At 56.4% G+C, this 26,041-nt stretch carries 10 protein-coding genes; 7 read left to right on the plus strand and 3 right to left on the minus strand.

Annotated features, from left to right (window positions below; all coding sequences use genetic code 11):
• Positions 1–185 precede the first annotated feature (185 nt).
• A complete protein-coding gene (locus TIRI35C_RS06960; protein WP_188202279.1) occupies positions 186–13,970 on the plus strand; it encodes a right-handed parallel beta-helix repeat-containing protein in 13,785 nt (4,594 codons plus the stop codon).
• A 9-nt stretch (positions 13,971–13,979) separates the two neighbouring features.
• Here the strand turns inward: TIRI35C_RS06960 and TIRI35C_RS06965 are convergent, their stop codons facing one another.
• The gene (locus TIRI35C_RS06965) at positions 13,980–15,533 is read right to left on the minus strand and encodes a dihydropteroate synthase-like protein (protein ID WP_188202280.1); all 1,554 of its coding nucleotides are present in this window, start codon (positions 15,531–15,533) and stop codon (positions 13,980–13,982) included.
• An 87-nt stretch (positions 15,534–15,620) separates the two neighbouring features.
• Between TIRI35C_RS06965 and TIRI35C_RS06970 the strand changes: the two genes are divergently transcribed.
• The 4 genes from TIRI35C_RS06970 to TIRI35C_RS06985 are packed head-to-tail and all read left to right on the plus strand — an operon-like array spanning position 15,621 to position 22,589.
• The gene (locus tag TIRI35C_RS06970; RefSeq protein WP_188202281.1) at positions 15,621–17,288 is read left to right on the plus strand and encodes an ATP-binding protein; all 1,668 of its coding nucleotides are present in this window, start codon (positions 15,621–15,623) and stop codon (positions 17,286–17,288) included.
• Between the two features lie 15 nt (positions 17,289–17,303).
• The gene (locus tag TIRI35C_RS06975; RefSeq protein WP_188202282.1) at positions 17,304–18,716 is read left to right on the plus strand and encodes a metallophosphoesterase family protein; all 1,413 of its coding nucleotides are present in this window, start codon (positions 17,304–17,306) and stop codon (positions 18,714–18,716) included.
• Positions 18,713–21,376, plus strand: a complete 2,664-nt coding sequence (gene rad50, locus TIRI35C_RS06980; RefSeq protein ID WP_188202283.1) for a DNA double-strand break repair ATPase Rad50 — start codon at positions 18,713–18,715, stop codon at positions 21,374–21,376. Before TIRI35C_RS06975 ends, rad50 begins: the two co-directional genes overlap by 4 nt.
• Positions 21,363–22,589, plus strand: a complete 1,227-nt coding sequence (locus TIRI35C_RS06985) for a DNA double-strand break repair nuclease NurA (protein ID WP_188202284.1) — start codon at positions 21,363–21,365, stop codon at positions 22,587–22,589. The genes rad50 and TIRI35C_RS06985 overlap by 14 nt, the downstream gene beginning before the upstream one ends.
• 74 nt (positions 22,590–22,663) lie before the next feature.
• Here the strand turns inward: TIRI35C_RS06985 and gyaR are convergent, their stop codons facing one another.
• Positions 22,664–23,668 (minus strand): glyoxylate reductase, encoded by a 1,005-nt coding sequence (gene gyaR / locus TIRI35C_RS06990; RefSeq protein WP_188202285.1) that lies wholly within the window; start codon positions 23,666–23,668, stop codon positions 22,664–22,666.
• 62 nt (positions 23,669–23,730) lie between these two features.
• On the opposite strand from gyaR, the gene rlmD reads away from it, so the two are divergent.
• A complete protein-coding gene (rlmD, locus tag TIRI35C_RS06995) occupies positions 23,731–24,990 on the plus strand; it encodes a 23S rRNA (uracil(1939)-C(5))-methyltransferase RlmD (protein ID WP_188202286.1) in 1,260 nt (419 codons plus the stop codon).
• A 40-nt stretch (positions 24,991–25,030) separates the two neighbouring features.
• Entirely contained in the window at positions 25,031–25,819 is a 789-nt protein-coding gene (locus TIRI35C_RS07000) for a hypothetical protein (RefSeq protein ID WP_188202287.1), read from the plus strand.
• A gap of 8 nt (positions 25,820–25,827) precedes the next feature.
• On the opposite strand, the gene TIRI35C_RS07005 is transcribed toward TIRI35C_RS07000, so the two are convergent.
• A complete protein-coding gene (locus TIRI35C_RS07005) occupies positions 25,828–26,004 on the minus strand; it encodes a zinc ribbon domain-containing protein (RefSeq protein ID WP_218042198.1) in 177 nt (58 codons plus the stop codon).
• Positions 26,005–26,041 lie beyond the last annotated feature (37 nt).

Below are 26,041 nucleotides of genomic sequence, written 5' to 3' on the forward strand. Positions count from 1 at the left end.
ATGCTCCATTGCATATTTTCCAGCATTTCGCAGCCAAACCAAAAGTCTATTATACATTGAGCTCGTTATATGTATAATGAATATTCACTGCAGGAGGGGCCCTAACTGTTGCCTCCAATCAAGGCCCCTTCTAATCACTCTCGCCCCCCTGACAGCTAGGGTCTCTTCTCCGAGAAGGTGAGAAAATGAGGAAGTCTGTCATATTTCTGGTTTATCTCCTTTTAAGTTCCTACCTAAACGTGGGGTTCGTGGGCTTCTCGAAGGTAAGCGCCCAGGGAAACCTGGTCTTTTACGATGACTTCAACGACAACAGCCTTGATACAGCTAAATGGACGGAGGACATGGCCGGAAGTGGGAACACGTACTCAGAAGAAAACGGCGAAGCACATTTCACGACCTACGGTCATAGGACCGGGAGTTACACAACCGAGCACGCGTTCTTGAGAAGTGAGATAATACAGATCAATAACTGGGATTCTGTGACGTTCTCGGGAAGATGGAAGTTCACTGATCCAGAGACTGCCGAGATGTGGTTCAGGGTGTACGACTCCGATACAGGAAATTACATAGGAGTCCGCTACATTTCTTGGACATCAACGATAGCCTACGACAGGCCTGAGGGCACAGTGAGCGATTCACGGAGTGCACCACAGACGTACGTTTCCTTCAGGATCGTTCTTTACAAAGACCACCTTGAGTACTGGGAAGACGGGACATTGGTGAAAAACGTAGCAACCACCGGAATGGAAAACACCACCGGTTTCTACCTTCTCATTGGGGGCTGGGACGACACTCCCACGGAATCCAACATGTACTTCGACGATATCTCGGTCGAGTACGAGCCGAGCCAGGGCGAGGCTTTGAAGATAACCATCCTCTCCCCGGAGGAAAGGGTCTACAACAGAACGGTCATAGACCTAAACGTCACCGCCAACAAGCCGGTTGATGAGTGGCGCTACTCCCTCAATGGAGCTGGAAACGTTACCTTCCAGCCGAACACGACGATAGAGGCCGGGGAAGGGGAAAACTCACTGAGCGTCTATGCGATAAGCGGAGACGAAGTTGCGAGCGCGAGGGTTGATTTTTATGTGGACATGACTCCACCCGGAACCGTTGAGAACCTGAGCCACGAAGTTGGAGCCGACTACATCCTCTGGAGCTGGGACAATCCGAAAGACGAGGACTTCTCCGAGGCTCTCGTTTACATCGACGGGAAGTTCCAGGGGCAGACTGACGGTGGAGAGTGGCTCCTGGAGGGACTTTCGCCGGGGGAGACACATACAATCGGTCTTCTAACCGAGGACATAAACGGCAACGTGAACACCACCTGGGTCAACGACACGGCAACGACGTTAACTCCAAGCGATGTGGTTTACGTCAACGAGAGCGGCTGGTGGTACGAGGGAGGGGACTTTAACCCGAGCGAAGGTCCCCTACGCGAGGGAATAGGTGCGGCACCCTCTGGAGGAACCGTCGTTGTCATGGCCGGCAACTACACGGAGAGCGTCGAGATAGACAGACCAATGACCCTGGAAACCGAAGAGGGTGCGGTAATACGCGGGGACGGTTCAAGCTGGGGGCGTTACAAGCCTGTTATCCTGGTGAGCTCTGACAACGTGACCGTTCAGGGCTTTACGATAAACTCCTCCGCCTCGAACGTTGGATTATGGGTCAACGACTCCAGGAACTGCCTATTAGCGGACAACACCATAATCATAACTGAAAGCTCAGAGGAGGAGCGCTACGGCGTTTATTTGAGCTATGGCTCCGAAAACACGGTGAGGAACAACCGGATAACGGTAAGGGGCTTCCAGGGGGAGGGGATATACCTCTACCACGAGGAAGGCTCCGCCCTTCAGGGCAACTACCTTGAGGTCAGCGGTGACGGAAGCAACGGGATAGAGCTTTTCTACTCCACTGCCCAGGCGGTCGATAACAGGGTTCACATCTCCGGGATAGGCTCCAACCCCGGCTACGGCATCTTGCTCTATCTCGCAGGAGACTCCTCGCTGGAATACAACGAGTTGGGGACAGAACTGGAAGAGGAAAACGCATGGGCTCTCGGGATAGTGGGTGACTTCAGCGGTTCCCTGAGCGGGAACGTGATAAACGGGGTACAGACTGAAATAACTGCCCCCGGGAACATCGCCATCAGGGGAGTTCCTGAGGAGAGAAAACCTGCCCCACCGGAGGGCTACGGGAGTGCGGGGATATTCCTTGAGGGAAATGTCGAGGACTGGATGGAGCTGGGGGTCTACTACGACCCCTCGGCACTCGAAGGCCTGAACGAGGAAACCCTCTCCATATGGCGCTTCTCCGAAGGCTGGAGCAGGGATGGGATAAGCGGTGACCGCCTGGATACTCAGGAGGGCATCGTGTCAGCCAACGTCACCGGAAGCGGGATATTCGCACCCCTCGCCCAGGAGGAGACCGACAGGACTCCACCGGCTCTAACCCTTGTCGCCCCCACACCGGAGAACGGCTCCCTGCTCGGTGATTCAGGCGTTACCATCAACGTCACCTCCAGCGAAGAGCTGAGTGGCGCGACCATCGAGCTCGACGGAACAAACCACACCATGCTCGGCTCCGGAAGAGACTGGTGGTACTCGACGGTTCTGCCCGATGGAAGTCATTCCTTCCTCGTTCACGGAACCGACCTGGCAGGAAACAACGGGACGAGCGAGGTGAGGACTTTTGAGGTGGACACGAAGGCGCCGGTTTACGTCCTCTACGGCCAGAGCAGCGACGGAGTTCCCCGGGGAGGGGAGGTGCTCCTGTACGCGAGGTGGAGCGATGCCCACCTAAGCTATTCCCACCTCTGGACCAACGTTACCGGTTCGTGGGAGGTCTTTGAGGAGGGGAGCTTGGGCGAAGACGGATGGAGCAACTTCAGCGTTTCACTCGACGAGCCCGGTCTCTACTGCTGGTACATAGAGGCGTTTGACGGGCTTGAACATTCAAACGAAACGCCTACGGAGTGCTTTGAGGTCTATTCTCCGCCCAGGATAGTGTCGTACTCGCCGGAGAGTCCCATGGAGAGCTATGAAGGTGATGCGGTGAGATTTTCCATCGAGGCAGACCAGACCGTCAACGTGACCTGGTACGTCGGGGAGAGCGAAGTCTTCCGGGAGGAAAACGTTAGAAACTCCACCTACACCAACTCCACAGCCAAAGCCGGGGAGTACAGTGTTAGGGCCGTGGTGGAGAACTCCAACGGGAGCGAGAGCCACAGCTGGGTCTGGTACGTCTATCCAAAACCCAGCGTTACCCTTCGCTTCGTCGAGCCGACTCCAGAGAACGGGGCGATGCTCAACTTTAGGAAGGTTATTATCAACGTGAGTTCATCGGTAGAGCTGGAAAACGCTACCCTCGAATGGAACGGTCTCAACGAAAGCATGAGCGGTTCTGGAAAGAGCTGGTGGGCGGTCAAGGACAACCTCCCGGATGGAACCTACACCTTCCGCGTTTATGGCTCAGTAGAGGGTGTGACGAACAGCACCGAGGAGAGGAGCCTTCAGATCGACGCAACTCCGCCGAGGGCAACTATGGTTGGAGAGAGCAGTGAGGAGGTGGTTGAAGGTGCGGGTGTTGGGATATTCGCGAGGTGGGGCGATGAGCATCTCTCCTCGGCGGAACTTTGGACGAACGCGAGCGAGGGGTTTGAATGGACGAAGACCCCGCTCGAACTCGTCGATGGCTGGAGCAACTGGACGATAGAGACTGGAGACGGCTTCGCCGGGAAGACCTTCTGCTGGTACATCGTTGCCAACGACACCTTTGGGAACGAGAACATGACCGAGCCAATGTGTTTCAGGGTTGAGGAGAGACTGAGGATAATCGCCTTTGCACCCGAAGCGGGAGAGATAGCGCTCTGGGACAACGAAAGTGTTTCCTTCTCAATAGAGCTGAACAAACGGGCAAACATCACCTGGCTGGTGAACGAAACCCCCGTTCTCGGGGAGGAGGGGGATTCATCGACCTATACCAACTCGTCCCTGATTCCTGGAACCTGGAACATCACAGCGGTCGCGGAGAGAGGGAAGGAAAGGGCCACTCACTCGTGGAGGCTGATGGTGGAGACGGACAGAACCCCGCCGGGGTTAGAGTTCGTCCCCCCCACACCTGAGAACGGCTCCCTCCTTGGGAACGGAACTGTGACCTTCGTTCTCATGTCGAACGAGGACCTGAGTAACGCCACTCTGCTCCTGGATGGTTTGAGATACCCAATGGTAGGTGAGGGTGAGCGGTGGAGCGTCACCGTTGGAGTCCCTGACGGAAGGCATAGATTCTACGCGACTGGGGAAGACCTCCACGGTAACGTGAACAGGACGGGGATGACTACCTTTGAGGTGGATACAAAGGCACCAGCACTGCTCTCATGGGGACAGGGAAGAGATGCCGCCCTTGAAGGGGAGTCCATTCCAGTGAGCGCCCTCTGGGACGAGCCACACCCTGCCCGGGCTGTTCTTGAGGGCAACGCCACGGGTGACGGAAGCTGGCGGATACTCGGAAAGATGGACTACTCCGACTGGACGAACTTCACGATTTCAACGGAGGGCCTGAAGGGCCTCTACTGCTGGCGTATCCTGGTAAATGACACTCTCGGCAGGGAAAGCGAGACGCCGCTGAGCTGCTTCCGCGTGGAGGAACACCTGATGATAACCAATTTCTCGCCCGAGGACTTTGAGGTTGGCTTCCTCTCCAACGAAACCGCCGTGTTTTCAATAGCTCTCAACAGGGGCGCCAACGTTATATGGCTCATCAATGGAAGCCGGGTGTTCGGCGAAGAGGGAACGTCCTCCACGTACACCAACTCGTCCCTTATACCAGGGCTCTGGAACGTTACGGCAATCGCTGAGACTGGAAGAGAGAGGGTCTCCCACTCCTGGCTGGTGAGGGTCGGGAAGGCTGACACGATGGCACCGGTTCTGGCCTTCGTTCCACCCACCCCTGAGAACGGTTCTATAACAAACCGGAGCGAGGTTGTATTCAGGCTCAACGCCGACGAGGGGCTTTCCTGGGCAATTCTTGAGCTCGATGGGAGGAACTACACCATGAGCGGAAGCGACCGCGAGTGGAGTTTGACCCTCACCCTGGAAGATGGGGTTCACTCCTTCAGGGCCTACGCCTCCGACGTGGCAGGGAACCGGAACTCCACCGAGACCCGGCTCTTTGCAGTGGACACGATTCCCCCCGAGATAGCGGCAACCGCCCCCGGAACAGTGGAGAGAACCGAAGGAGCTAACGCCACCGTGACGTTCTACGATACCAATCCAGCCAACTACACGATTCTCCTCGACGGGGTAGTGGTTGTGGAAGGAAACTTCTCCGACGGTGAAGCTGTGACTCTGGAGATTCCAACGGAAAGCACCGGAGTTCTTGAATACAAAGCCCTCGCCAGGGACAGGGCAGGGAATCTTGCCGAGAGGGACTTTACGGTCGAGGTTGTTGACACAACCCCACCCACCATTCACTTCCTCCCGCCGACGCCGGGGAACGCTTCAATTTTGAACGTCTCGGAGGTTGAGTTCAGGATAAACTCAAGTGAAGAACTGTCGAGGGCAGTTCTAATCTCCAGCGAGGGCAGATTTAACGGAACGGAACTTGAAAGGAATGGCACCGCCTGGAGCGCCACCCTTACACTCCCGGACGGGGAATACACTTTCAAGGTAAAGGGCTGGGATGTTGCAGGAAACGCTGGATTCAGCGAGGGGATAAGCATCACCGTTGATACAACGGCCCCCTCCCTCAGCTTCCTCGAACCAACGCCGGAGAACGGTTCCCTCGTTGGGAGCTGCACTATGAGCATAGTCATAAACGCAAGCGAGGAGCTCGCTGAGGCGATCCTTGAATTTGATGGGACGAGATATACCATGAGCCCCTCGGAAGGCCTCTGGAGCTACTCAGGAAGTCCCTGCTCCGGGGATGGGCTTTACTCCTTCAGGGTTCATGGGAAAGACCTGGCCGGAAACCGGAACTCGACTGAAACGAGGGTAATCGTGGTGGATTCAACGCCCCCCAATATCACCTGGGTTCACCCATTCAACATGACTCCTGCAGGGGAGGGCACATACAGGGCAGAGAGGCTCTCCAACGCCGGCTTTATGTTCAACGTTACGGAGGCCCATCCGGGAGGTTATTCGGTTTCCCTTCGCCAGGACCCGAGTAAGCCGTGGGAGATGTTCCGGAGCGGCTCGTACTCAAGCGGGGTTCCCTTCGGCTTCGCCGTCTCCACGGGAGAGGTCGGTCTGACGTTCTACCACGTCGTCATAGCCGACGCCGCCGGTAACTTCGTCTCTCTTAACTATGTCGTCAACGTCTCCGACACAACTCCACCTGGAGAAGTGCTCGGGCCTTCAGTGAACACCGACAGCACGGGCTTTACTGTGAGCTGGAGGAATCCCACTGATGACGACTTCGAGCGCGTTGAGCTCTACCTCGACCCGAGGATCGAGGACGAGAAGGGGGAGAAGGCAATAAACTGGGAGGGCTCGCTGATAGCCAACCTGAGCGGTGAGCCGGGGGAGGAGATGAGGTACTCCAGAAACGCCGCCCACGGCGACCACGTGCTCTACATGAGGACCTTTGACCGCTACGGCAACGGCGGCAACTTTACGAGGATAGAATTCAACGTCCCCCTGCCACCCTTCACCCTCCGTTACCTCAAACCCACACCCCAGAACGGGGAGAAGATAAAGGGCGATGCGGTTGAGATCGTGGTGGAAGCAAGCGTCGAGCTGAGTAGCTGTATCCTCACCTGGAACGGGGAAGAAGTACCAATGCAGGTCACAGGAAAGTCCTGTTCCATAACCATGACAGTCGTTCCCGGAGCAAATTACACCTTCCACGTATCGGCAATGGACTGGCACTTCAGGCGGAGGACGCTGGAGGAGAGGCACTTCTCCGTTCCGGGGACGTGCTTTGGAAAGGGGAACGGAATCAAGATAACTTCCCCTGTCTCGGATCCGATGTCCCTCAGGTTCCCCGTGAGCTTCCTGTTCAGGACCAACACCCTGGCGAGGAAATACCTCTACAAGGCGAACGTAAATGGGGAGAGGATTTCCGGCGAATTCTCACCAGCTCTGGAGCTAATCAATGTGGAAAATGGAGGAGAAAAGACCTACACATTCAACGGAACGTTCTTCCTTGACCTGTGGGGCCTCAGGAACAAACTGGTCAAGACAATAGCCGACGGCAAGCCTTTAAGGGTTGACCTCCACCTCGCCGCCCTCGATGCCTGCGGGAAGGTCATCGAGACGGAGAGGAGCTTTTCAGTCTGCGGCAACGCTGAGGAGCCGAAGTTCTGGGTCGATCTCAAGGACTTCTACTACCGCGACGAGGGCGTGATAATCAGGGCGCATTACGACAACCGGACCCCGGTTGAAGCGTTCTACTACTCGGTGAACGGCGGGGAATGGGTGCGGTTCAACGGAACGGCCAACCTGACGGAGAAACTTATCAGGGGCGCGAACACGGTTCTTATCAAGGCCGTCACCCCATGCGGTCTTGAGGGAGTGAAGAAGTACGGGGTCTTTATCGGCCCGCCGAGGAACGGCGACTGGCTGGTCAACTCCACCGAGGGCTGTGCCGGGGTTAGCTTCGCAATAAATGGAAGCCTCCTGATAACCGAAAACGGCTCGCTTGAGATGAGGAACTGCAGAATCTCCCTTCGCGGCGGCGTCGAGGTGAACGGGACGGTGAGGGTTCTCGAAAACTCGCTGATAGGTGGAGAGTCCCTCTTCCTATCTGGAAACGGGGGGAAAATCAAGGTCTCCGACTCTGAACTTAAGGGCTTTACTACGGGAACCTTCGCCAACGGAAGTGCCTCCTTTGAAAAATCGCTGTTAGAGGGCGAGTTCACCCTCCGCTCCTCAGAGGTGTCGATAGTTGAGAGCGAGGTCAACGGGGGCGTCACAGCGAGTGGAAGCTTAACCGTGCTCAAGAGCAGGTTCCACGGTGGAACCGGTCTGAGCTACGAGAGAACCGGTCAAGGAACCCTCGTGCTCAGGGACAGCAACTTCACGAACAGCGACTACGGCATAAGGTTCAATGGTCCCGCTTCTGACTGGAACTGGCAGATGAAGAACCTCGTAGTGGAGAACAACAGATACGCCGGCTTTTACCTCGAAGCACCGAGCTACGGCTACTCCACGGAACTTCTGAAGAACGTCACCGTGAGGAACAACCCAGTTGGGATATACGCCCGGAACGTTAGACTTAGGGTTGAGAAATCCAACGTCTCATCCAACGGCGCCAACTTCGTCCTCCACCTCGGCGGGAACTGGATATACCTGGTGAACTCAACGGTAGGGGGGAGCGACAGGGCTTTCCAGGCCTGGGAGACCGGAGGAATAGAGCTTTGGGATACAAACGTCAGCGGTAGCGTTGAGCCCGACGCGGACAGGTTCATGGTCCACGTTACGCGGGAGGCTGAAGTCAGGATGGAGGACGGCAGGGCGAGGAACTTCTACGGGTACGTGGACGGAAGGCTCGTGATGACAAGCTACACCGCTGAGAACGGGAGGATAGAGGTGAGGCCCGGGGGAAGGCTGATAGTCCAAGACAGGGACGGTATCCCCGCGACGGAAGCGATAGACGGCGACGCGGTAAAACTCATAGGCATGAACGTTACCGGAATGGCCAATGACAACGGAGAGAGCCAGATCATCATCCTCAACGCGGTTCTTAAGGACAGCAACGTTCACAGCAACTCCCGTGAGGCCATAGTTAAGGGGTGCTCCGTCGAGGGCGGTTCCCTCGCCTTCACGACCTCCCCAGGGGTATCGAGGAACCTAAAGGTGAACGAGGTCTTCGATGACACCGCGGAGTGGCACTACTCGCTCGGCAAACCTGATGATTCCTGGATTTACACCCCCACCACGGATGGGATGCAGTCTGGAAGCGGCCCGTTCGCGGCGAACCTCTACTCTTCCGGCTTTGCAAGCGGAACGGAAGTCGGTGAGTTCACTGATCTGTATCTCAAGAAGGCCTTCGAGCTGGAGAAACTCCCAGTCCAGGCGTGGCTCAGTTACTACGCGGTGAGCGGCGTCGAGATTTACGTGAACGGGAGAAAGGTCGTGGACGAGGTAGATTACAAGGCCCAGCTCTCCTTCACACAGGGATGGGGAGGAGGAAGGATAACCGCTCACCCCCTGACGGGGCTCATTGATATCGCCGGCTACCTGAGGCAGGGAAGGAACGTTATATCTGTCCACGTCAGGAATCCGGATGAGTACCCCTACCCCGGACTCGGGGCCTTCAAGGCGAGGCTGAGCGTTGTTACTGGAGCAGCGGGCATAACTGACAGCAGAATCGGGGCAAACATCGGCGGCGGAAGGGCCATGCTCATCCTGGCGAGGGACGAAATAGACGGCAACGTCACGGCACTCAGCGACTCCTGGGTGAGGATATCCGGCTCCACCATTCACGGCGGGGTGGGGATATACGGACACCTGGAGCTCCTGAGGAGCACCCTGGAGGGAAACGGAACCGGGACCGGAATCAGGGCGCGGAACCCCTTCGAGATAGTGCTCAACGAGAGCAGGATAAGGAACTTTGAATACGGCATAGATGCGTCCCCTCTTGGAATGAACGGCAAGCTTGAGGTGTATTCCAGTGAGATAAGCGGAAACGATGTTGGGGTATCGCTCTTCCACGCTTCCCTGCTCTTCGAGAGCTCCTATCTGATCCACAACGGGGTGGGCCTTGAGGTGGGGAAAGTCGAGGGAAGGATTCACAACAGCCTCCTGTTCAACAACGGTAAGGCCGTGGCCTTTTCCCTCGGCACCAACGGAAACTTCACCTTCGACCACAACAGCGTGATTGAGAACGGGGTGGGAGTACAGTTCACCGAGTACAGTGACAAACCCTTCCTGGCCACCAACAATATAATCCAGGGCAACGGGGTTGGAGTATCAATAAAGGCCCCCGTTAGGGTATTCCTTACCAACAACTCCCTGGTGAACGGCAAGGGCCTCTACGTCTCCTCCACAGGGACGCCGCCGGAACTCGTTCACACCGACTGGGGCGGCCACGAGCCGAAGATCGTGGAGAACTACACCGGCGGGACCATGTACACCGCCTCCGGGAGGGAGGAGGAGAACTACGACATACTCAGCCTCGTCCCAGGGGCTGAGCCAGGCGACACGGTGGAAACCGGACCGGGCTGGGGCTCGGACCTGCTCTGGGCACACCTTTCCATCCACCCTGAGGAGAACGGGACCGTGAAGGGAGTCGTCTCACTCGAAGGAACCGCCAGTTCGAGCTCCGGCATATCGAAGGTCAACTACAGCCTGATAATCAACGGGACGGAGGTGCTCCTCAGCGAGAACGATGTTAACGACGCGGTTTACAACGACTACATAACCCTCGATACAGTTGCCATGAACCTGACCGGGACGGGTTACATAAAGTTCACCGCCGAGGACGGCAACGGGGTGAGCATCAGCTTCATCAGGAAGGTTTACTTCGGGAACGCCGAGATAAGAATAGAGGGCTATTCAATAAGCCACCCGACGGCCCTCTATGTTTACAGGAAGATTTCGGAGGATGGCAAGAATGTAATCCCCTACAGAGAGCGCTTCGCCAACATAACCGTGAGACTGGGGAACATCGGCTCCTTCGACGGCGCGGCGAAGATAGAGCTGGTTCTCCCGGACTACATAGAGCGCCACACGGGAAGGATAAGCCTCATAGTTGCAATCCCTGCCAACATGAGCGGTGACTTCCACGCCCTCGTGCCGATAACCGTTTACGACCCGATAACCCTGACCTGGGACCCCCTGCCGGAGGAGCTTCCGAAAAGCGGAAAGATACCCTTGGAGATAAGGCTATACGACATGGACGGCGTTCTCAGGGACGAGAGAAGGACGGAGATAAGCTTCGACATCGGGCCCGTCTTCAGGCTCGACAAGTACGACGCCTACTCTCTCTCAAGATCCTGGTGTCAGAACAGCGGGAAGTGCCACAAGAAGAACTTTGTGACCGGTGTTTACACCTACGACGGCGACGGCGATGGAGTACTCGAAGCGGCCGAGAGTCACCACTTCAACTTCATCCTGGAGAACATCGGGACGAGGGAGGTTTACCTGGATAAGCTAACCTTCTTCGACTGCATTCCGGAGAGGGACCCGTACTACGCCAATAAGGTGCTCAAGAGGAACTCAGTCAGCATACTGGGGAGTGGAGAGGACGTTTTCCTCTCTGATGTAACCTCGGACAACCTGAAGAAATTCCTTAGGCCAGGGGAGAAGATGTGGGCCAACGGGGTCTGGATGCCCTGGTGGGACGACAGGCCGCCGAGGGTAATACCGCCCGTGAACTTCTCAGGTGAGTACATGAGCACGGTCTTCGTCTACTACCGCGAGAGCAGGGACGGGGTGGCGCTTCCGGAGAGGTACATAAGCCCAGCCGTGAACTATCAGAGAACACCCGTGGCGAGCCTCAACAAGACCTTTGAGCAGTTCACGGAGTTCGTCGGGCCGATAAAGGTGGACGTCATCGGAATAAACGGCAACAAAACCTACCTGCGCCTGGAGAACACCAACGACAACGTCTACTACAACTACTACGCGGAAGGCTACTACGACCTCGACCCCAAGGGCTACGTCTGGTACCACGCAATCCCGCCCGGCTTCGAGTTCAAAGTTACGGTCGGACACAGCAGAATGCCGAACAGCGTCATACCCCACTACCGCGTGACAGTTGGCGCCGAGCACTCCCTCCTCTTCAACGAGATACAGCTGATAGCCATAGGAGCGGAGGGCGCGCTTAAGGTCTACGACATAGACGTTCCAGTCGAGACCATCGTCATGGCCCTCGTGAAGGCCTTCCTCAAGATAACCAACATAGTCGAGAACATCGACTTCCCAAGCGACCAGAGCATAGCGGAATACTCCCAGAGCAGTTCCGCGGTCCAGGTGAACGAGATGCTGGCCAACGATAACTCCACCATAGTGCCCCTAACCCTCGACGACTTCGCGAGGTGGGAGAAGGAGGGCCTGAACCAGAGCTACTACTACAAGATGGAGCACTTCTCGGAGCAGCCCCTCGAAACCAAGGTGGACCTCTTCACGACGCTCGGCAAGGCGATAATAACCGACGAGGACCTGCAGACCCTCTTCATAGAGACCGTGCTCGAAATCATAGACAACGACGCCCTCAACGACATCTACAAGGTGATACAGGCCATAAGGGAAGGAAATGCCCACAAAGCCGAAACGAGCGGAATGGCCATAGAGCAGTACGGTCTCACAGAGGACGACCTGGACGAGTTCAAGGAAGTCGTGAAGGAAGCCCTCGTAGATTACGTCAAGGACGAGATAAAGAAGCAGAAGTCCTTCCAGGAACTGGACAAGAAGAAGCAGGACGAGATACTCGACAAGGCAGGAAAGGGCGTCGGCGCGGCGATAGAGACTGCGGAAAAGATGGGTGAATGGGCGGCTTACAACGTCATAGCTATTCTCACCCAGCCCCTGCCGATGGACATCAACGTCCTCGATCCTCCCTCAACCTACACGGTAAAGGCAAAGAAGGGCGACTCGGCCATAATCCTCGGCGGCTCCGGCGGAAACCTCGACGGCTGGGGAAACGTCACCTTAACCTTTGGAGAGACCGACGTCTACAGGGCCCACTACATAGTTCCCACGCCGCTCACAAGCATAGGAGCCCTCTTCAACGGAACCTTCGAGAGGGTCTCCCTCCGGATACAGGGAAGTGGAGAGGAAGAGATAAGGGGAAGCGTGAGGATGGAGATAAGGCCGGACGTCAGGAACGCCACGGCGGTCTTCTCAGCCTTCGGGAACGAATACCTCGCGAGGGCATTCATAAGCCCGTATTTCAGCAGAATGGAGCGGTTTAACGTGACCATCGAGAACAAGGCGGTAATCATCGAGGGGGAGGGAACCCTGACGGCGCTCCCGGAGGACAGGGAGATAAGCATCAACGTGACCTTCGGAAAGCTCCTCACTGAGGCCGTCGTTGAGCGGAGGGGCCACTACAACGGAACCCTTGAGGTGAGACCGGCCTTCGGAATCTCCTCAGAGAAAGTACACGCCAATATAGGCGGAAACGTCTCTAAGGGAAACCTGAGCGGGGGAGCCCTCGTCGTATCCAGGAACCTCACCGAGAAGCCCGAGCTGAGCGTCTTCCCCGAGAGGCTCTACGCGGGAGGAACTGTTAAGATTACCTCAAACGTCCCCTGCGCATTGAACTGGAGCATCGGGAACGAGAGCGGTTCAGGGAGCTTTGTTGAAACGGAAGGGCTGAAACCCGAAAACTACACCCTCACCGTTGTCTGCACCGCTGGCAACTCCACCTCCGAGGAGAGCTTTGGTGTTCAGCTCCTCGAAAAGCCGCCAGTGGAACGGAAGGCCGACGGGGTTTCAGTTGGTGGAAGCGCCGGCGAGACGCTGAGGATCAGCACGAGGACAGACCTCTACAGAATTTACCTCCAGCCTGCTGGGGAAATAAGCGGTCAGCTCGCCGTCTATCAGAGACCGGGCAGCGTCAAGGCCCCAGAAGGTTACAGGTATCTGACCTACGCCCTGTTCAACGTCACGCACCCGGCCAACTGGTCGGTTAAAAATGCCACCATCTACTTCAGGGTATCAAAGGAGTGGCTGAGGGGGAACAACGTTAGCCCTGAGAAAGTGCTCCTCCTCCACTACGAGAACGGCTGGGTCGAGTATAAGCCAGCTATCGACCACGAGGATCTCGGCTACCTCTACTACAGGGCAAGCGTTCCAACCCTGTCCCTCTTTGCCGTTGCGGAGAAGGTAAAGGTCGAAAAGCCGGAGGAAACAGAAACTGGAACCGAAACACCGGCTGAAAGCCCAACGGAAACCTCTAACATTCCGGGGGGAACCGAGAGCTCCCCTGCAACGGGAGAACACCCTGGGAACATGGCCTACTACGCCCTCGGAATCCTTGCACTGCTGGCCCTAACAGTTTACCTCTACAGGAGGCGGTGATTCACTTTCTCACCATTTTTTGTCCAGGTAGAACTCCGGGAAAAGCTCTCCCTCCTGGACGTAGCTCCTCCCCAGCCTTAGCGCTGTGTAAGCCCTCTCAAGCTCCCTGCCGAGGTAGAATGCGTGCCTCGGGGAAACCGGGAAATGCTCAAGAACCGTGTCGATTATCGCGTTTGGCTCCTCGCCGACTATCGTGAGGATTAGCTCGGTTCCGCGGTGGGCGTTCACCCACAGCTTCCCTTCCTCGACCCATATCCTGAAGTAGACGGGCTCAAGTTTAACCGGTTTTTCCTGGGCCTCGATAATCTCACCAGCCGGTTCAAACCTCCAATCGAGTCTTCTCTTCTCCTTGAGGATCAGCAGGTCAAAGCCTAAATCCTTGGGCATCTCGAAGAGGTTCATGTCTATAGCTCTCCTCAGCTCCCGAACTGAGCCCCTTGCTTTTGCACTCGTCTCGGTCGTGAGGAGCAGACTTATCGAGAGCTCCTTCGCAATTCCAGCCAATAGGGCGTTCATTCCAACGCTGTCAGCGTCGTAGAGCTCGACCACGTTTCCAACCCCGGCCAAAAGGATATCCCTGGGATTTCTCTCGCGGTAGAGGTGGAAAGCAGTTACCGAGCGCGCTAAGTGTGGAATGTGTTCAAGAATTAAATCTGGGATTACCGTATTATAACCCAAATCAAGGGCCTTCTCCTTCAGTCCTTCAAGAAACTCAACCCTCTCGGCCGGTTTAACCGGAAAGAATCCCCTTTCCTGATTGGTCGGGATCAAAACGACCGGCTTTTGAGTTACAAGCCTCTCAAGGTTGCCCTCGTCAATGCTGAGGAAGAGGTCTGCGTAGCTTAAGGCCTTCTCGATTTCAGCGGTGTTGAGGGAGTCAAAGCTTATCGGCACTTCAAAGCCGTTCTCTATAAGTCGCTCACGGATTTCAGGGAGGGCCTCAATGAAATCGAGGTTGGTCTCTCCAGCCACCATACCGACGTCGATTATATCGGCCCCCTCATGGAGGTAGTAGAGGGCCTTCTCGACGGTCCTTTCAACCCCGAGCCTCGGGGCATCCACCACTTCCCCCAAAATCCTCGCCGGGAAGTCCCTTCCCGCTGGAAGGTTGCCAATCATGATGTTCCACGGCTTTTTGAGGGCCTTCTCTATGTAGCGCCTGTTTCTGGTTTTATTCCTTATGTCCTCGACGCGCTTTAGGGCATCGAAGGAGAAGAGTTCATCTGCCGGGAGTTCTTTGCTGAGCCTAAAGCCCTCGTTCAGGGCCTTAAGCGTCTGGGGCAAATCCATCGCGTTCCTTGGCCCTTTGAAGGCTGGAATTCCCAGCTCGTCCTCGATAAGTTGAGCGGAGCCACGGACGAGACCCGGAATTAGGATAAGGTCATAGTCCTCGCTCCTTATGCCGGCTTTTTTCAGGTAATGGACTATTATCTCGGGCGTCAGGAATGCCGCCACGCTCACAGGCGTAACGAAGACGTCGCAGCCTTTCCCGTACTTTCTAACGAGCGGCTCGGCGAGTTTTCCAGTGACGAGGAGAATCCTTCCACCGGAGATTTCGCTCATGTTACAGGATAACACTAGGGGCCTTTTAGGGTTTTGGCCGACGAAAGGTTTTTGTTCATCCCCGTCCAATCAACTCAGGGTGGTAATATGGTCGGAAACGGTGCTGTTGGAATAGTTTTTGGCGAATCAAGCACGGATCACTTCACGTTCATAGTGAACCCAAGGAACGAGCTGCCCCGCTTCGGGGAGTTTCTGGTCGTTAGAAACCGGGACGGTGATGAGGTTTTAGCGCTTCTGAAGTCAATTAGGAACATAAACTGGCTGATGGACGCCGGCAGGGGGAGCTACGACTACGTTGAGAAGACAGTGAACGTATTCTCAAAGGGCGTCCTGGACAAGAGCGAGGCGATTCTGGCGACGGCGAAGGTTCTCGGCGTGCTGAGGAGGCACGACGGCGAGTTCCTGACGAAGCCCGCCCCGAACCGCGTCCCGATAAAGCCGGGCGAGAAGGTCTACCTCGCGAGGGACGAGGACCTCCAGAAAATCTTCTCGGAGGGGCACATACGCCTCGGCAGGCTAATAGCAAGGAGCGATATAGAGGTCAAGCTCGATGCCAACAGACTGGTTTCAAGGCATTTTGCAGTTTTAGCCGTCACCGGTGCCGGAAAGTCCAACACGATAGCGGTTCTCACGAAGGAGCTGGTGAGCAGCGTCAACGCCACGGTTGTTATTCTCGACCCCCACGGGGAGTACCAGAGGCTCAGCTGGCCCGGCGCGCGCGTGAACCCGATAAAGGCCACAATTGACCCCGGAAGGATAAGGCTGAGCGAGTTCGCCACACTGCTCGGAATAGCTGAAAACGCCAGTCTGCAGAGGCGCTTCCTGGGGCTGGTTTACAGGACGGTCAGGGAGGAGATGCGGAGGAAGGGGCAGGTCGTCGGCGGGATTGCCTTCATCCACGAGATGGAGGACAAGATAGAGGAGTGGATAAGGGTTTACGAGAACACCGACGACAAGATCATTCACTACTACGATGAGAAGGGCATAGAGACGCCAAGGAAAATACAGTCAAGGGACATAGAGGCCCTCATAAGGCTGAAGGACTACCTCAGCGAGCTCAGGGCCAACTTCGGCGAGTTCATCAGTCCGGTTAATGTGCTGAGCGAGATAAGGCCGGGGATGGTGAACGTTATAGACCTCAGCGGAATGGAAGAGGAACAGATGATAACGCTGGCAAGCTTCGTCCTCCGCGGAATCCTCAAGAACAGGATAGACTACGTTAAGGGTGTCAGAACCAACGACAGGACCCTCGTCAGGGAGGTTTCCGAGAGGTATCCGGCTTTAACGAGGCCCGTGCTGATCATAGTGGAGGAGGCACACATATTCGCGCCGAGGGGAGAGAAGAACCCCGCAACTCTGTGGCTCGGCAAGATAGCTAGAGAGGGCAGGAAGTTCGGCGTGGGCCTCGGAATAGTGTCGCAGAGGCCGAAGAAGCTGGACGACGATATACTCAGCCAGACGAACACCAAGATAATCCTCAAGCTCGTCGAGCCGAACGACCAGCGCTACGTCCAGCAGGCGAGCGAGCAGATAAGCGAGGATCTGCTGAGCGACATAGCATCGCTGGGCGTTGGTGAGGCGGTAATAGTGGGCTATGCGATAACGATCCCGGCGATGGTGAAGATATACAGCTTCGAGAAGGACATGAAGGGCCACTACGGCGGCGGGGACATAGACATCGTCGGCGAGTGGCTCGCGGGGAGGGACGAGGAAGAGGTCAGCGAGGAGGAGGCCATAGAGGCCCTCCCGCTGTGAAGCCGGTGATGAGCCATGAGGTTCGCGCACATCGCTGACGTCCATCTCGGCAGGGAGCAGTTCAACCAGCCCTTCCGCTACGACGACTACCTCGGGGTCTTCAGGGAGTCCATCGAGAAGGCTGTGAAAGCCAGGGTGGACTTCATACTCATCGCCGGCGACCTCTTCCATGTAAGCAGGCCGTCCCCAAGGACGATACGCGACGCGGTTGAGGTTCTTGAGCTCCCGAGGCGGAAGGGAATCCCTGTCTTCGCGATAGAGGGCAACCACGACAAGACCATAAGGGAAACCTCAGTCTTTGACCTCCTTGAGCATCTCGGGCTGATATACACCGTCGGGCTGAAGAGGGAGCCGAGGGAGGGCGAGTTCCAGAGGAGCAGGAAGATAAGTGAGAACCGCTACCTCGTCTGGGGACAGGTCGGGGACGTTGAAATCCACGGCCTCAGACACCACACCCGCTGGCAGCTCATAAGGCAGGACGGGGCTGTAAACGTTCTCAAGACACTCTTCAGGGGAAAGAAGGGCATCCTGATGCTCCACCAGGCGGTCGATTACCTTGCCAAGGACACGCCCTACCAGGACGCCTTTGACCTGAAGCTCAACGAGCTTCCCGACGGCTTTTCCTACTACGCCCTCGGCCACATCCACGTGAGGAGGACAGCGGAAACGACCCAAACGGGACTGAGCGGGCCTCTAGTCTATCCGGGCTCGCTGGAGAGGACGGAAGTAAGGGAGGCGAGCCATATAATCCGCTATTCCCTGAGGGACAAAAAGCCGAAGGTCATGGAGAGCAGAGAGGGGCCGAAGGGGTTTTACATCGTCGAGGACTTTCAGCCGGAGTTCGTAGAAGTCGATGCGAGGCAGTTCTACTCGATCAGGGTGGAGGGAGACAGCAAGTCCCAGCTCAGGAAGAGGGTTGAGGAAGCTGTTTCGCTCGTCCCGAAGGACGCGATAGCGGTTATAACGCTCGAAGGGACGATTAAAGGCGGAGTGAGCCTGGCCGAGTTCAACGACCTCCTTAAAGATTCGGGGATAATGTACTACACCTTCAGGAGCAGGGTCGTCGGGGAGACGGTGCTTTCCAAGGAGAGGCTGAGCGAGGAGGAGCTGTTCACCGAATGGGAGCGGGAGCTCCTTCTGAACCTGAGGGTCTCCCCAAAGGAGTTCTCCGAAGGGCTCACCGAGTTCGTCTCCTGGCTGATCGGGAGGTACGAGAAGGGGATCCCGGAAAAAGCCCTGAAAGTTCCAGAAACTGAAAGGAAGGAAGAACCCGAGGAGAAGGGGAAAGTGTCCGAGAGCACCGCCAAGCCGGAGAAGCCCAAACTGGAAAAAGATCTGGGGAAAGAGCCTCCCAAAAAGCCCAAACCCATTTCCAGGCCCAAAAACCCATCGAGCCTCGACGCCTGGCTCAGGAGGGGTAAGCCGTGAGGATAAGGAGGATAAAGATCAGGAACTTCAGGGCACACGAGATGAGCGAGGTGGAGTTCAGCGACGGCATAAACCTGCTGATAGGCCAGAACGGAGCAGGCAAAAGCTCGATCCTCGAGGCGATTTTCGCGGCCCTCTACATGGGGCACCCGAGCTTCCCGAGGGGCTACCTCCAGGCAAACACCCGCGTCGGCTCGACCGGCGGACTGGGATTAACGCTGGAGTTCGAGCACAACGGGAAGAGCTACAGAATCGTCAGGGACTCCAAGAAGAGCGAGCTCCTTGAGGACAGGGAGACGATAGCGGAGAAGAGCTCCGACGTGGCGCGCTGGGTCGAGAGGAACGTCTACCCGATCCAGGTATTCACCAACGCGCTCTACATAAGGCAGGGCGAGATAGAGGGTATAATCACGAACCGCGAGGTAATGGAAAAGGTCCTGCGCAAGGTCCTGGGCATAGAGGACTACGAAAACGCCGAGAGGAACGCGGCGGACGTGATAAGGGAACTCAAGCGGAGGAGGGACTACCTCAGGAAGCTCATCGAGAGAAAGGCCGAGGTGGTGGAGAACCTCCACGATGCCGAGAAGCGCTTCTCCGAGACGCTGAGGAGGATAAGCGAGCTTAGAGAGCGGGTTGGAGAACTTGAAGGTGCCTTCAGAAAAGCGGAGGAGGATTACTCGCGCCTCAAGGCCCTGAAGAGCGAGCTTGAGGGGCTGGAGAAGAGGAAGGCGGTTCTTGAGCAGAGGATAGAGGCCGAGAAGGGCAGAATAGAGGACTATGAAGCCCGGATCGAGGAAGTGAAGAAGGAGATAGGAGAGCTCGAGGATAAGCTCGCACGCCTCGGGGAGCTCGAGCCCCTCGAAAAGGAGTACCTGAAGCTGAAGTCGCTCCTCTCCCTCAAGGACGAGCTGGCAAAGCTTGAAACTGCTGAAGCAAGACTGGCGGAGAAGAAAAAGGTCCTCGAGGAGAGGGCCGCCAGGATCGATGAAGTCTCTGCAAAGATAGCGGAGCTCGAAGGGGAAGAAAAGTCCCTCCGCGAGACCTACGAGGAGCTGAAGAGGAAGAACGGCCTCTACCAGCGCGCCCTCCAGCGGAAGGCCGAGGCGGAGAGGTACCTGAGAGAACTCGAGCGGGCAGGGGTTACCCCCGAGAGCCTGGAAAAGGAGCTAAAAGCGGTCGAGAACGCCAAGGAGGAGCTTGAGAACCTCCACGAGGAAGTGACGGGGATACGGGAGGAGATAGCGGCTCTCAACGGACTGAAGGAGAGCCTCATCGAGAACCTCTCGAAGCTGGAAGGTGCCAGGGTCTGCCCGCTGTGCAAGAGGCCCATCGAGGAGCACGACGAGGAGGAGATACGGGCGGAGTACGACGCCGAGATAACCTCCATCGAGAAGAAGCTGAATAAGCTATCAAAGAAGCTCAAAAAGCTCAACGAACGGGAAATCGAGCTTAAGGGGATTATCAGGGGGGAGTCAAAGCTCATAAGGCTGAAGAAGACGGCGGACCTCCTGCGGGAGGCCGAGGAGAAGCTGGCGAAGTACGACCTGGAGGAACTCGAGAAGGCCGCGGAGGAGTTTGAAAAGGCCAAGGCAAGGCTCATCGAGATAAAGAAGGAGCTGAGGCACCTCAGGGAGGAGTTTGAGGAGCTCGAGAAAGCAAAAGCCGAGCTGGGGAGGATAGAGAAAAAGCTCCAGGAGATAGGCAGGGAAACGAGGAGGATAATGGAAAGGCTGGAGAACGAGGGCTTCGGCTCGTTCGAGGCCGTTGAGGAAAGGATGAAGGAGCTCGAGCCAGCCTACCGCGAGTACCTCTCGCTCAAGGACGTCCCGGCTCAGCTTGAGAGGACGAAGAAGAAGCTCTCCCTCCTGGAGAAGAGGCGCGATGAAAGCGTTGAGGCCCTCAGAAAACTGGAGGGAGAGCTCAAGGAGCTGGGGGCGAAGATGGAAAAGCTCTCGCGGGAGTTCTCGGAGGAAGCCTACGCAGAGGCAGAGAAGAGGTACATGGCGACCGCGAGGGAACTTGAGAAAGCCAGAATGGAGCTCAAGGGCGCTGAAGAGCTGAGGGACGAGGTAATGAGGCTCCTCGACGAGCTGAAGGCAAAGAAGAAGGAGATAGAAGGGGCCGAAAAGGAGCTGGAGACCGTCGAGAAGGCCATGGCAGACATGACCGCGTTCAAGGAGAAGGTGGCGAGGCTCAAGGCCGAGGAGGAGCTCAGGGGGCTCGAGGAGGTGCAGAAGCTCGCCGGCGAGACCTTCTCGGAGATGACGGAGGGCAAGTACCAGGGGATAAAGCTCAAACGCGAGAAGAAGTTCGGAAAGGAGCGGATAGAGCTGAAGGTGCTCTACGCCGGCAACGAGGTCGGTCTGGAGTTCCTGAGCGGAGGGGAGAGAATAACGCTTGGTTTAGCGTTCCGCCTGGCGCTCTCTCTCTACAAGGTGGGGAACCTTGAGCTTCTGATCCTGGACGAACCCACGCCCTTCCTGGATGAGGAGCGCAGGAAGAAGCTCGTGGAGATTATATCGAGCCAGCTGAGGAAGATACCGCAGGTCATAATCGTTTCCCACGACGAGGAGCTGAAGGACGCGGCGGACTACGTGATAAGGGTCCTGAACGTCGGCGGCAAGAGCCGCGTGGAGGTGGAGAGCATTGGAGCGTATTAGCGACGCCCACGTAAGGGCGATGAGGGACTACCTGGAGAACCAGCTGGGGCTCATGGAAGAACTTACCCGGGAGATATCGAAGAGCTATCAGTGGCTGCCCTTCCCCGAGCCCAAAAGGGCCAGCGTTTACGCCGTTGACGGCAGCAGGATGATGAAGCGCCTCAGCGGGGCGATAATCTATGGCGTTGCCTCGGTCGCCATCGGGGAGAACCTGTACCACTGGAGCGAAGTCGGCTTCGTGTCGCCGTACAAGCACGTTGACGAGAGGATAAGGATTCACATGGAGCTTCTTGAGAAGCGCATAGGTGCCATGGCGTCGGAGATGGGGGCCGAGCTGGTGCTGATGGACGGCACGATAAGCGGCTCGATAATTCGTCCCCCCAGCTATATCGGGAGCAACACGGATAAAATGTTCAAGAGGCACAGCGACGAGCTGGTTGCCCTGGCAGATGGCTTTCTAAAGCTCCTGGATGAGAAATGGGAGTTCTGGTTGGAGACGCTTGAGAGGGACGGCATCATAAACACCCCGACTCTCGTTGCGAGGGGGGATGGCAGGAAGGGAATATTCACGCTGCTCAAGGAAAGGGGCGTCGAGGAGGCCAAGATAACCCGCTGGGGGGACGATTACGAGGACGTGATAATCCTCCTGGAGTACCTCGAGTTCCTTCACGCCCTCGACAGGCTCCTCGCCGCCAGAACTGCCGCGATAGCCAAGACATTCTACCGCGACGACATAGTGAGGCAGGTAAGGCCGGGCACCCCAATGCTCGACGTCCCTGTTCTGGACATGATTTCAAAGGAGGCAGGCTACGTGCCGTTCAGGTACTCGAGGGAGGAGAAGAGGAAGTTCCCGGATGTCGTTGAGAAACTTATGGACATGGGGCACTTCGGGAACCTCATGAGGCTCCTCGACAAGACCAAAGACGGCTACAGAGTAAAGGTGCGGCCCTTCTACGTCCGCTTCGTGGACGGCGGCGTCATATACCTTCTGGAGGTACCCGGTGAGAGCGAGCGAGATGCCCTCGAAACACTTTCGATGATGCTCTCCGTCGCAGAGGATGAATACGTCATCCCGCTGGAGTACGCCCACCATTCCGTTGTCATCAAAAAGCAGGAGTTCGACGCATACGTGAGCGCAGTGCTGAGCGCGCTGGTTGGAGAAGACGAGAGGTTCCTCAGCTTTCTGCGCTACGGGAGAGAGCCGCTGGAGTGAGCTCAGGGTGGCCAGTCCACCACATTCAGCAGGTTAGGCATTACTATGGGAATGAAAGGAGAAAGGGTGCGCGCTCACTCAAACCCCGGCTTCCTGACCTTCACAACTTCTTTATTGACCAGCGTCGGCGGAACCTCCCCATTCTTGAAGGCTATCAAATTCCTCGCCACGAGCTCGGCCATGCCCTCCCTCGCGCCATAGGTCGCGCTGCCTATGTGCGGTGCCAAAACAACGTTGTCGAAGCTGAAGAGCTCTTCGTTGTAGTAGGGCTCCTCCTCGTAGACGTCCAGACCGGCCCCGGCGATCCAGCCCTCCTTTAAAGCTTTGACGAGCGCCTCTGTATCAACGACTTTTCCCCTGGCGATGTTTACCAGTATTGCCGTTTTCCTCATGAGCTTAAGCTCCCGTTCGCCTATCATGCGGTAAGTTTCCTTCGTCAGGGGGACTGCCAAAACCACGAAGTCGCTCTCCCTGAGAAGCTCATCCAATGGCCTGAACTCAGCGCCGAGCTCCTTTTCAACTTCTGGCTTCCTGCCCCTTGAGTAGTAGAGGATTCTCATGCCGAAGCCCCTGGCTCTTTTCGCCACTGCCTGACCGATTCTGCCGAAGCCGACTATACCAATCGTCTTGCCATAGACGTCGTACCCCAGGAGCATGAGCGGGTGCCAGGCTATTCCTTCCCTCTTCCACTCGCCGGAGCGTGTGAACCTGTCCGCCTCGATGAGCCTTCTTGCGGTGGCAAGCAGAAGGGTCCAAGCGAAGTCCGCCGTTGCATCGGTGAGGACGTCGGGGGTGTTCGTGACGTAGATTCCCCTCCTCGTTGCCTCTTCGACGTCTATGTTGTCGTAGCCGACCGCGTAGTTGGCCACGATCCTGAGCTTTGGAGCGGCATCGAAGATTTCTTTATCAATCCGCTCGCTGAGCATGGTAACGAGTGCATCAACCTCACGAACCTTCTGGAGCAGGACTTCCCTCGGAATCTCGTGTTCACTATCCCAGACCTCGACCTGGAAGTGCTCCCTGAGAAGCTCAATTCCGTTCTCAGGAATGGCACGGGTGATGAAGACCTTCGGCATCACAATCCCACCTCCGCCTCAAAACTCAGCGAGGGATATAAAAACCCTGATGGCGAGTCCCGAACATGCGCATCGGGGGAGAGATAAAGGAACTCAGCACCGATGGCCTTGGTGTGCTGAAGAAGGACAAAGGGGTCGTTTATGTGCCCTTTGCATATCCTGGCGACGTGGTGAGTGTGAATAAAACCCGGAGGCGCTTCGGCAGACTTCTTGCAAAGGATTTTGAGCTCATCGAACCCTCGCCACTCAGGGGGAGGGCGAGATGTCCCCACTTTGGGAGATGCGGCGGCTGCCTCTGGCAGGGATTAAGATATAAGGAGCAGCTCCGCCTGAAGGCGCGGCTCTTCGAGAGGATAACGGGGATAGCGGCAGAGATTAAAGGTTCGCCCAAAATCTGGGGCTTCAGAAACGTGAGCAACTTCATTGTGACCACTTCCGGAATCGGCCTGAAGGAGTACGGAAATCCCCTTAGAGCTGTCAATCTCCGCGAGTGCTCGGTTTTCTCCAGGAGAACGTCCGAGCACCTGCGCGCCCTGAGGGCTTTTCTGGCCGAGACCGGCATGAGGCCCTGGGACTTGAAGAGGAAAGCCGGCGACGTCCACTATCTTCAGGTCAGGGAGGGCAAGTTCACTGGCGAGGTTATGGTGAACCTCATCGCCCACGTCGAGCCGTCCCCCAAGGCTGTCGAGGCTTTCAATGACTACTTCCGGGCGGATTCCCTCTACTGGAGCGTTAAGAGGGACGAGCGGGACGATCCGAGGGGAGAGCCAAGACTTACAAGTGGAGAGCCCTTCATACGCGAGAGGATCGGGGACGTTACATACCTCATTCACCCCAACAGCTTCTTCCAGACCAACAGCTACGCCTTAGAATTGCTCCTCAGGGCGGTTGAGGGCTTCACCGATGGCGAAAAAGTCCTCGACCTCTACTCCGGAGTCGGAACATTCGGCGTCTGGCTGGCTAAGAGGGGTTTCGAGGTTGAGGGGATTGAGATAAACCCCTTCGCGGTGGAGATGGCAATGAAAAACGCCGAGCTGAACGGCGTTAGCACCACTTTCCGTGTCGGCAGGGCGGAGGAGGCCCGGATTGGGGACTACGACACGGTGGTAGTTGATCCGCCGAGGAAGGGGCTGAAGGAAGCCGGAGAGCTGCTCGTCAGGAGCGGAGTTGAGAGGCTCCTTTACGTCTCCTGCAATCCCAGAGCGTTTAAACTCGACTACGAGAACCACCTGGGGAAGGCTTACAGGATTGAGGGGGCAGTTTTGGTTGACATGTTTCCGCATACACCGCACGTTGAGGCCGTGGTGGGGCTCGTTAGACGCTAAGTTTTTAAATCCCTCTTGTTACTCATGTTGGTGGGATTAAATGGTTTTTGACAGAAGGAAAAAATTAAAATTCATAGGTGGAATCCACCACGGGAGTCACCTCGATACGGTCTGCAGCTCCCAGAAGAAGGGGCTGGAGCTAATAGAGGACGCAATCCTTGGGAAGTATCCCTCCAGGAGCGTCAAGTTTGAAAAGAAAAAGCTTCTTGGAAAGGAAAAGCTCTCTTATGAGATCGTAGATGTCCCTTTGGCAAATGGGCTTTCCCTCAGGGTTGTGAAGCGTGAGGAAGAGCCGGTGACCGCTTTCCCGGTTCTCGAAGGAATAGAAACCAAGTTTGAGATCGAGGAAGTCCTTGAGTGGAAAAAGTGGCCCGAAGCCAATATCTCTGGAGCTGTCCTGAACGAGTACGCTCCAGGCGTTGTTTTTTACGCAACTGATTACATAGAGAGAAAAGAAACCTACCTGAACTCGGAGAAGCTAAACGTCAGGCTGGCCTTTCTCGTGTACACCGGGACAACTGAGGAGTTACGGAGAGAAACCACGAATCTACCGGATGGCGGAGAGGTTGTAATTGACCTCAACGAGGCCGAGATACTCCTTCCGGCCACTGTGAGCGTTGGCAATGCCTTCATAGACGACTACGTCATGACGGCCCACGTCCTTGAGGTTGACGAAGTCTCAACACCATGTGGCAGTGGCTACCTCATGCTCCTCAGCAACGAGCCCATCGGAAAGGTCAGGGCCTTTGCGCTGAAGGAGAACCTGAGTGGAGAAATCGAGAAAGGCGCGAGCTTGAAGCTCGCTGGATGGCTTCAGGGCAAGCTTTAATTTTGCTTTTAATCGAAGTCCCATATCGTCCTGCCCTTGTAGAAGAGCATGACGTAGCCACAGTTCCTGCAGATTACTATCTTGACGTTGTGCGCGGTGAAACCCCACTTGCTGTCGAGTTTCCCATCCTCCATCTGAAAATCGGTTCCTCCGCACAGGGGACACTTCAGCCTTTGCCTCTCCACGGTGCTCACCACTAAGAGTTGGAAGAAGGAGATAAAA

The organism is Thermococcus camini (genome assembly GCF_904067545.1).
Classification (GTDB): Archaea; Methanobacteriota_B; Thermococci; order Thermococcales; family Thermococcaceae; genus Thermococcus; species Thermococcus camini.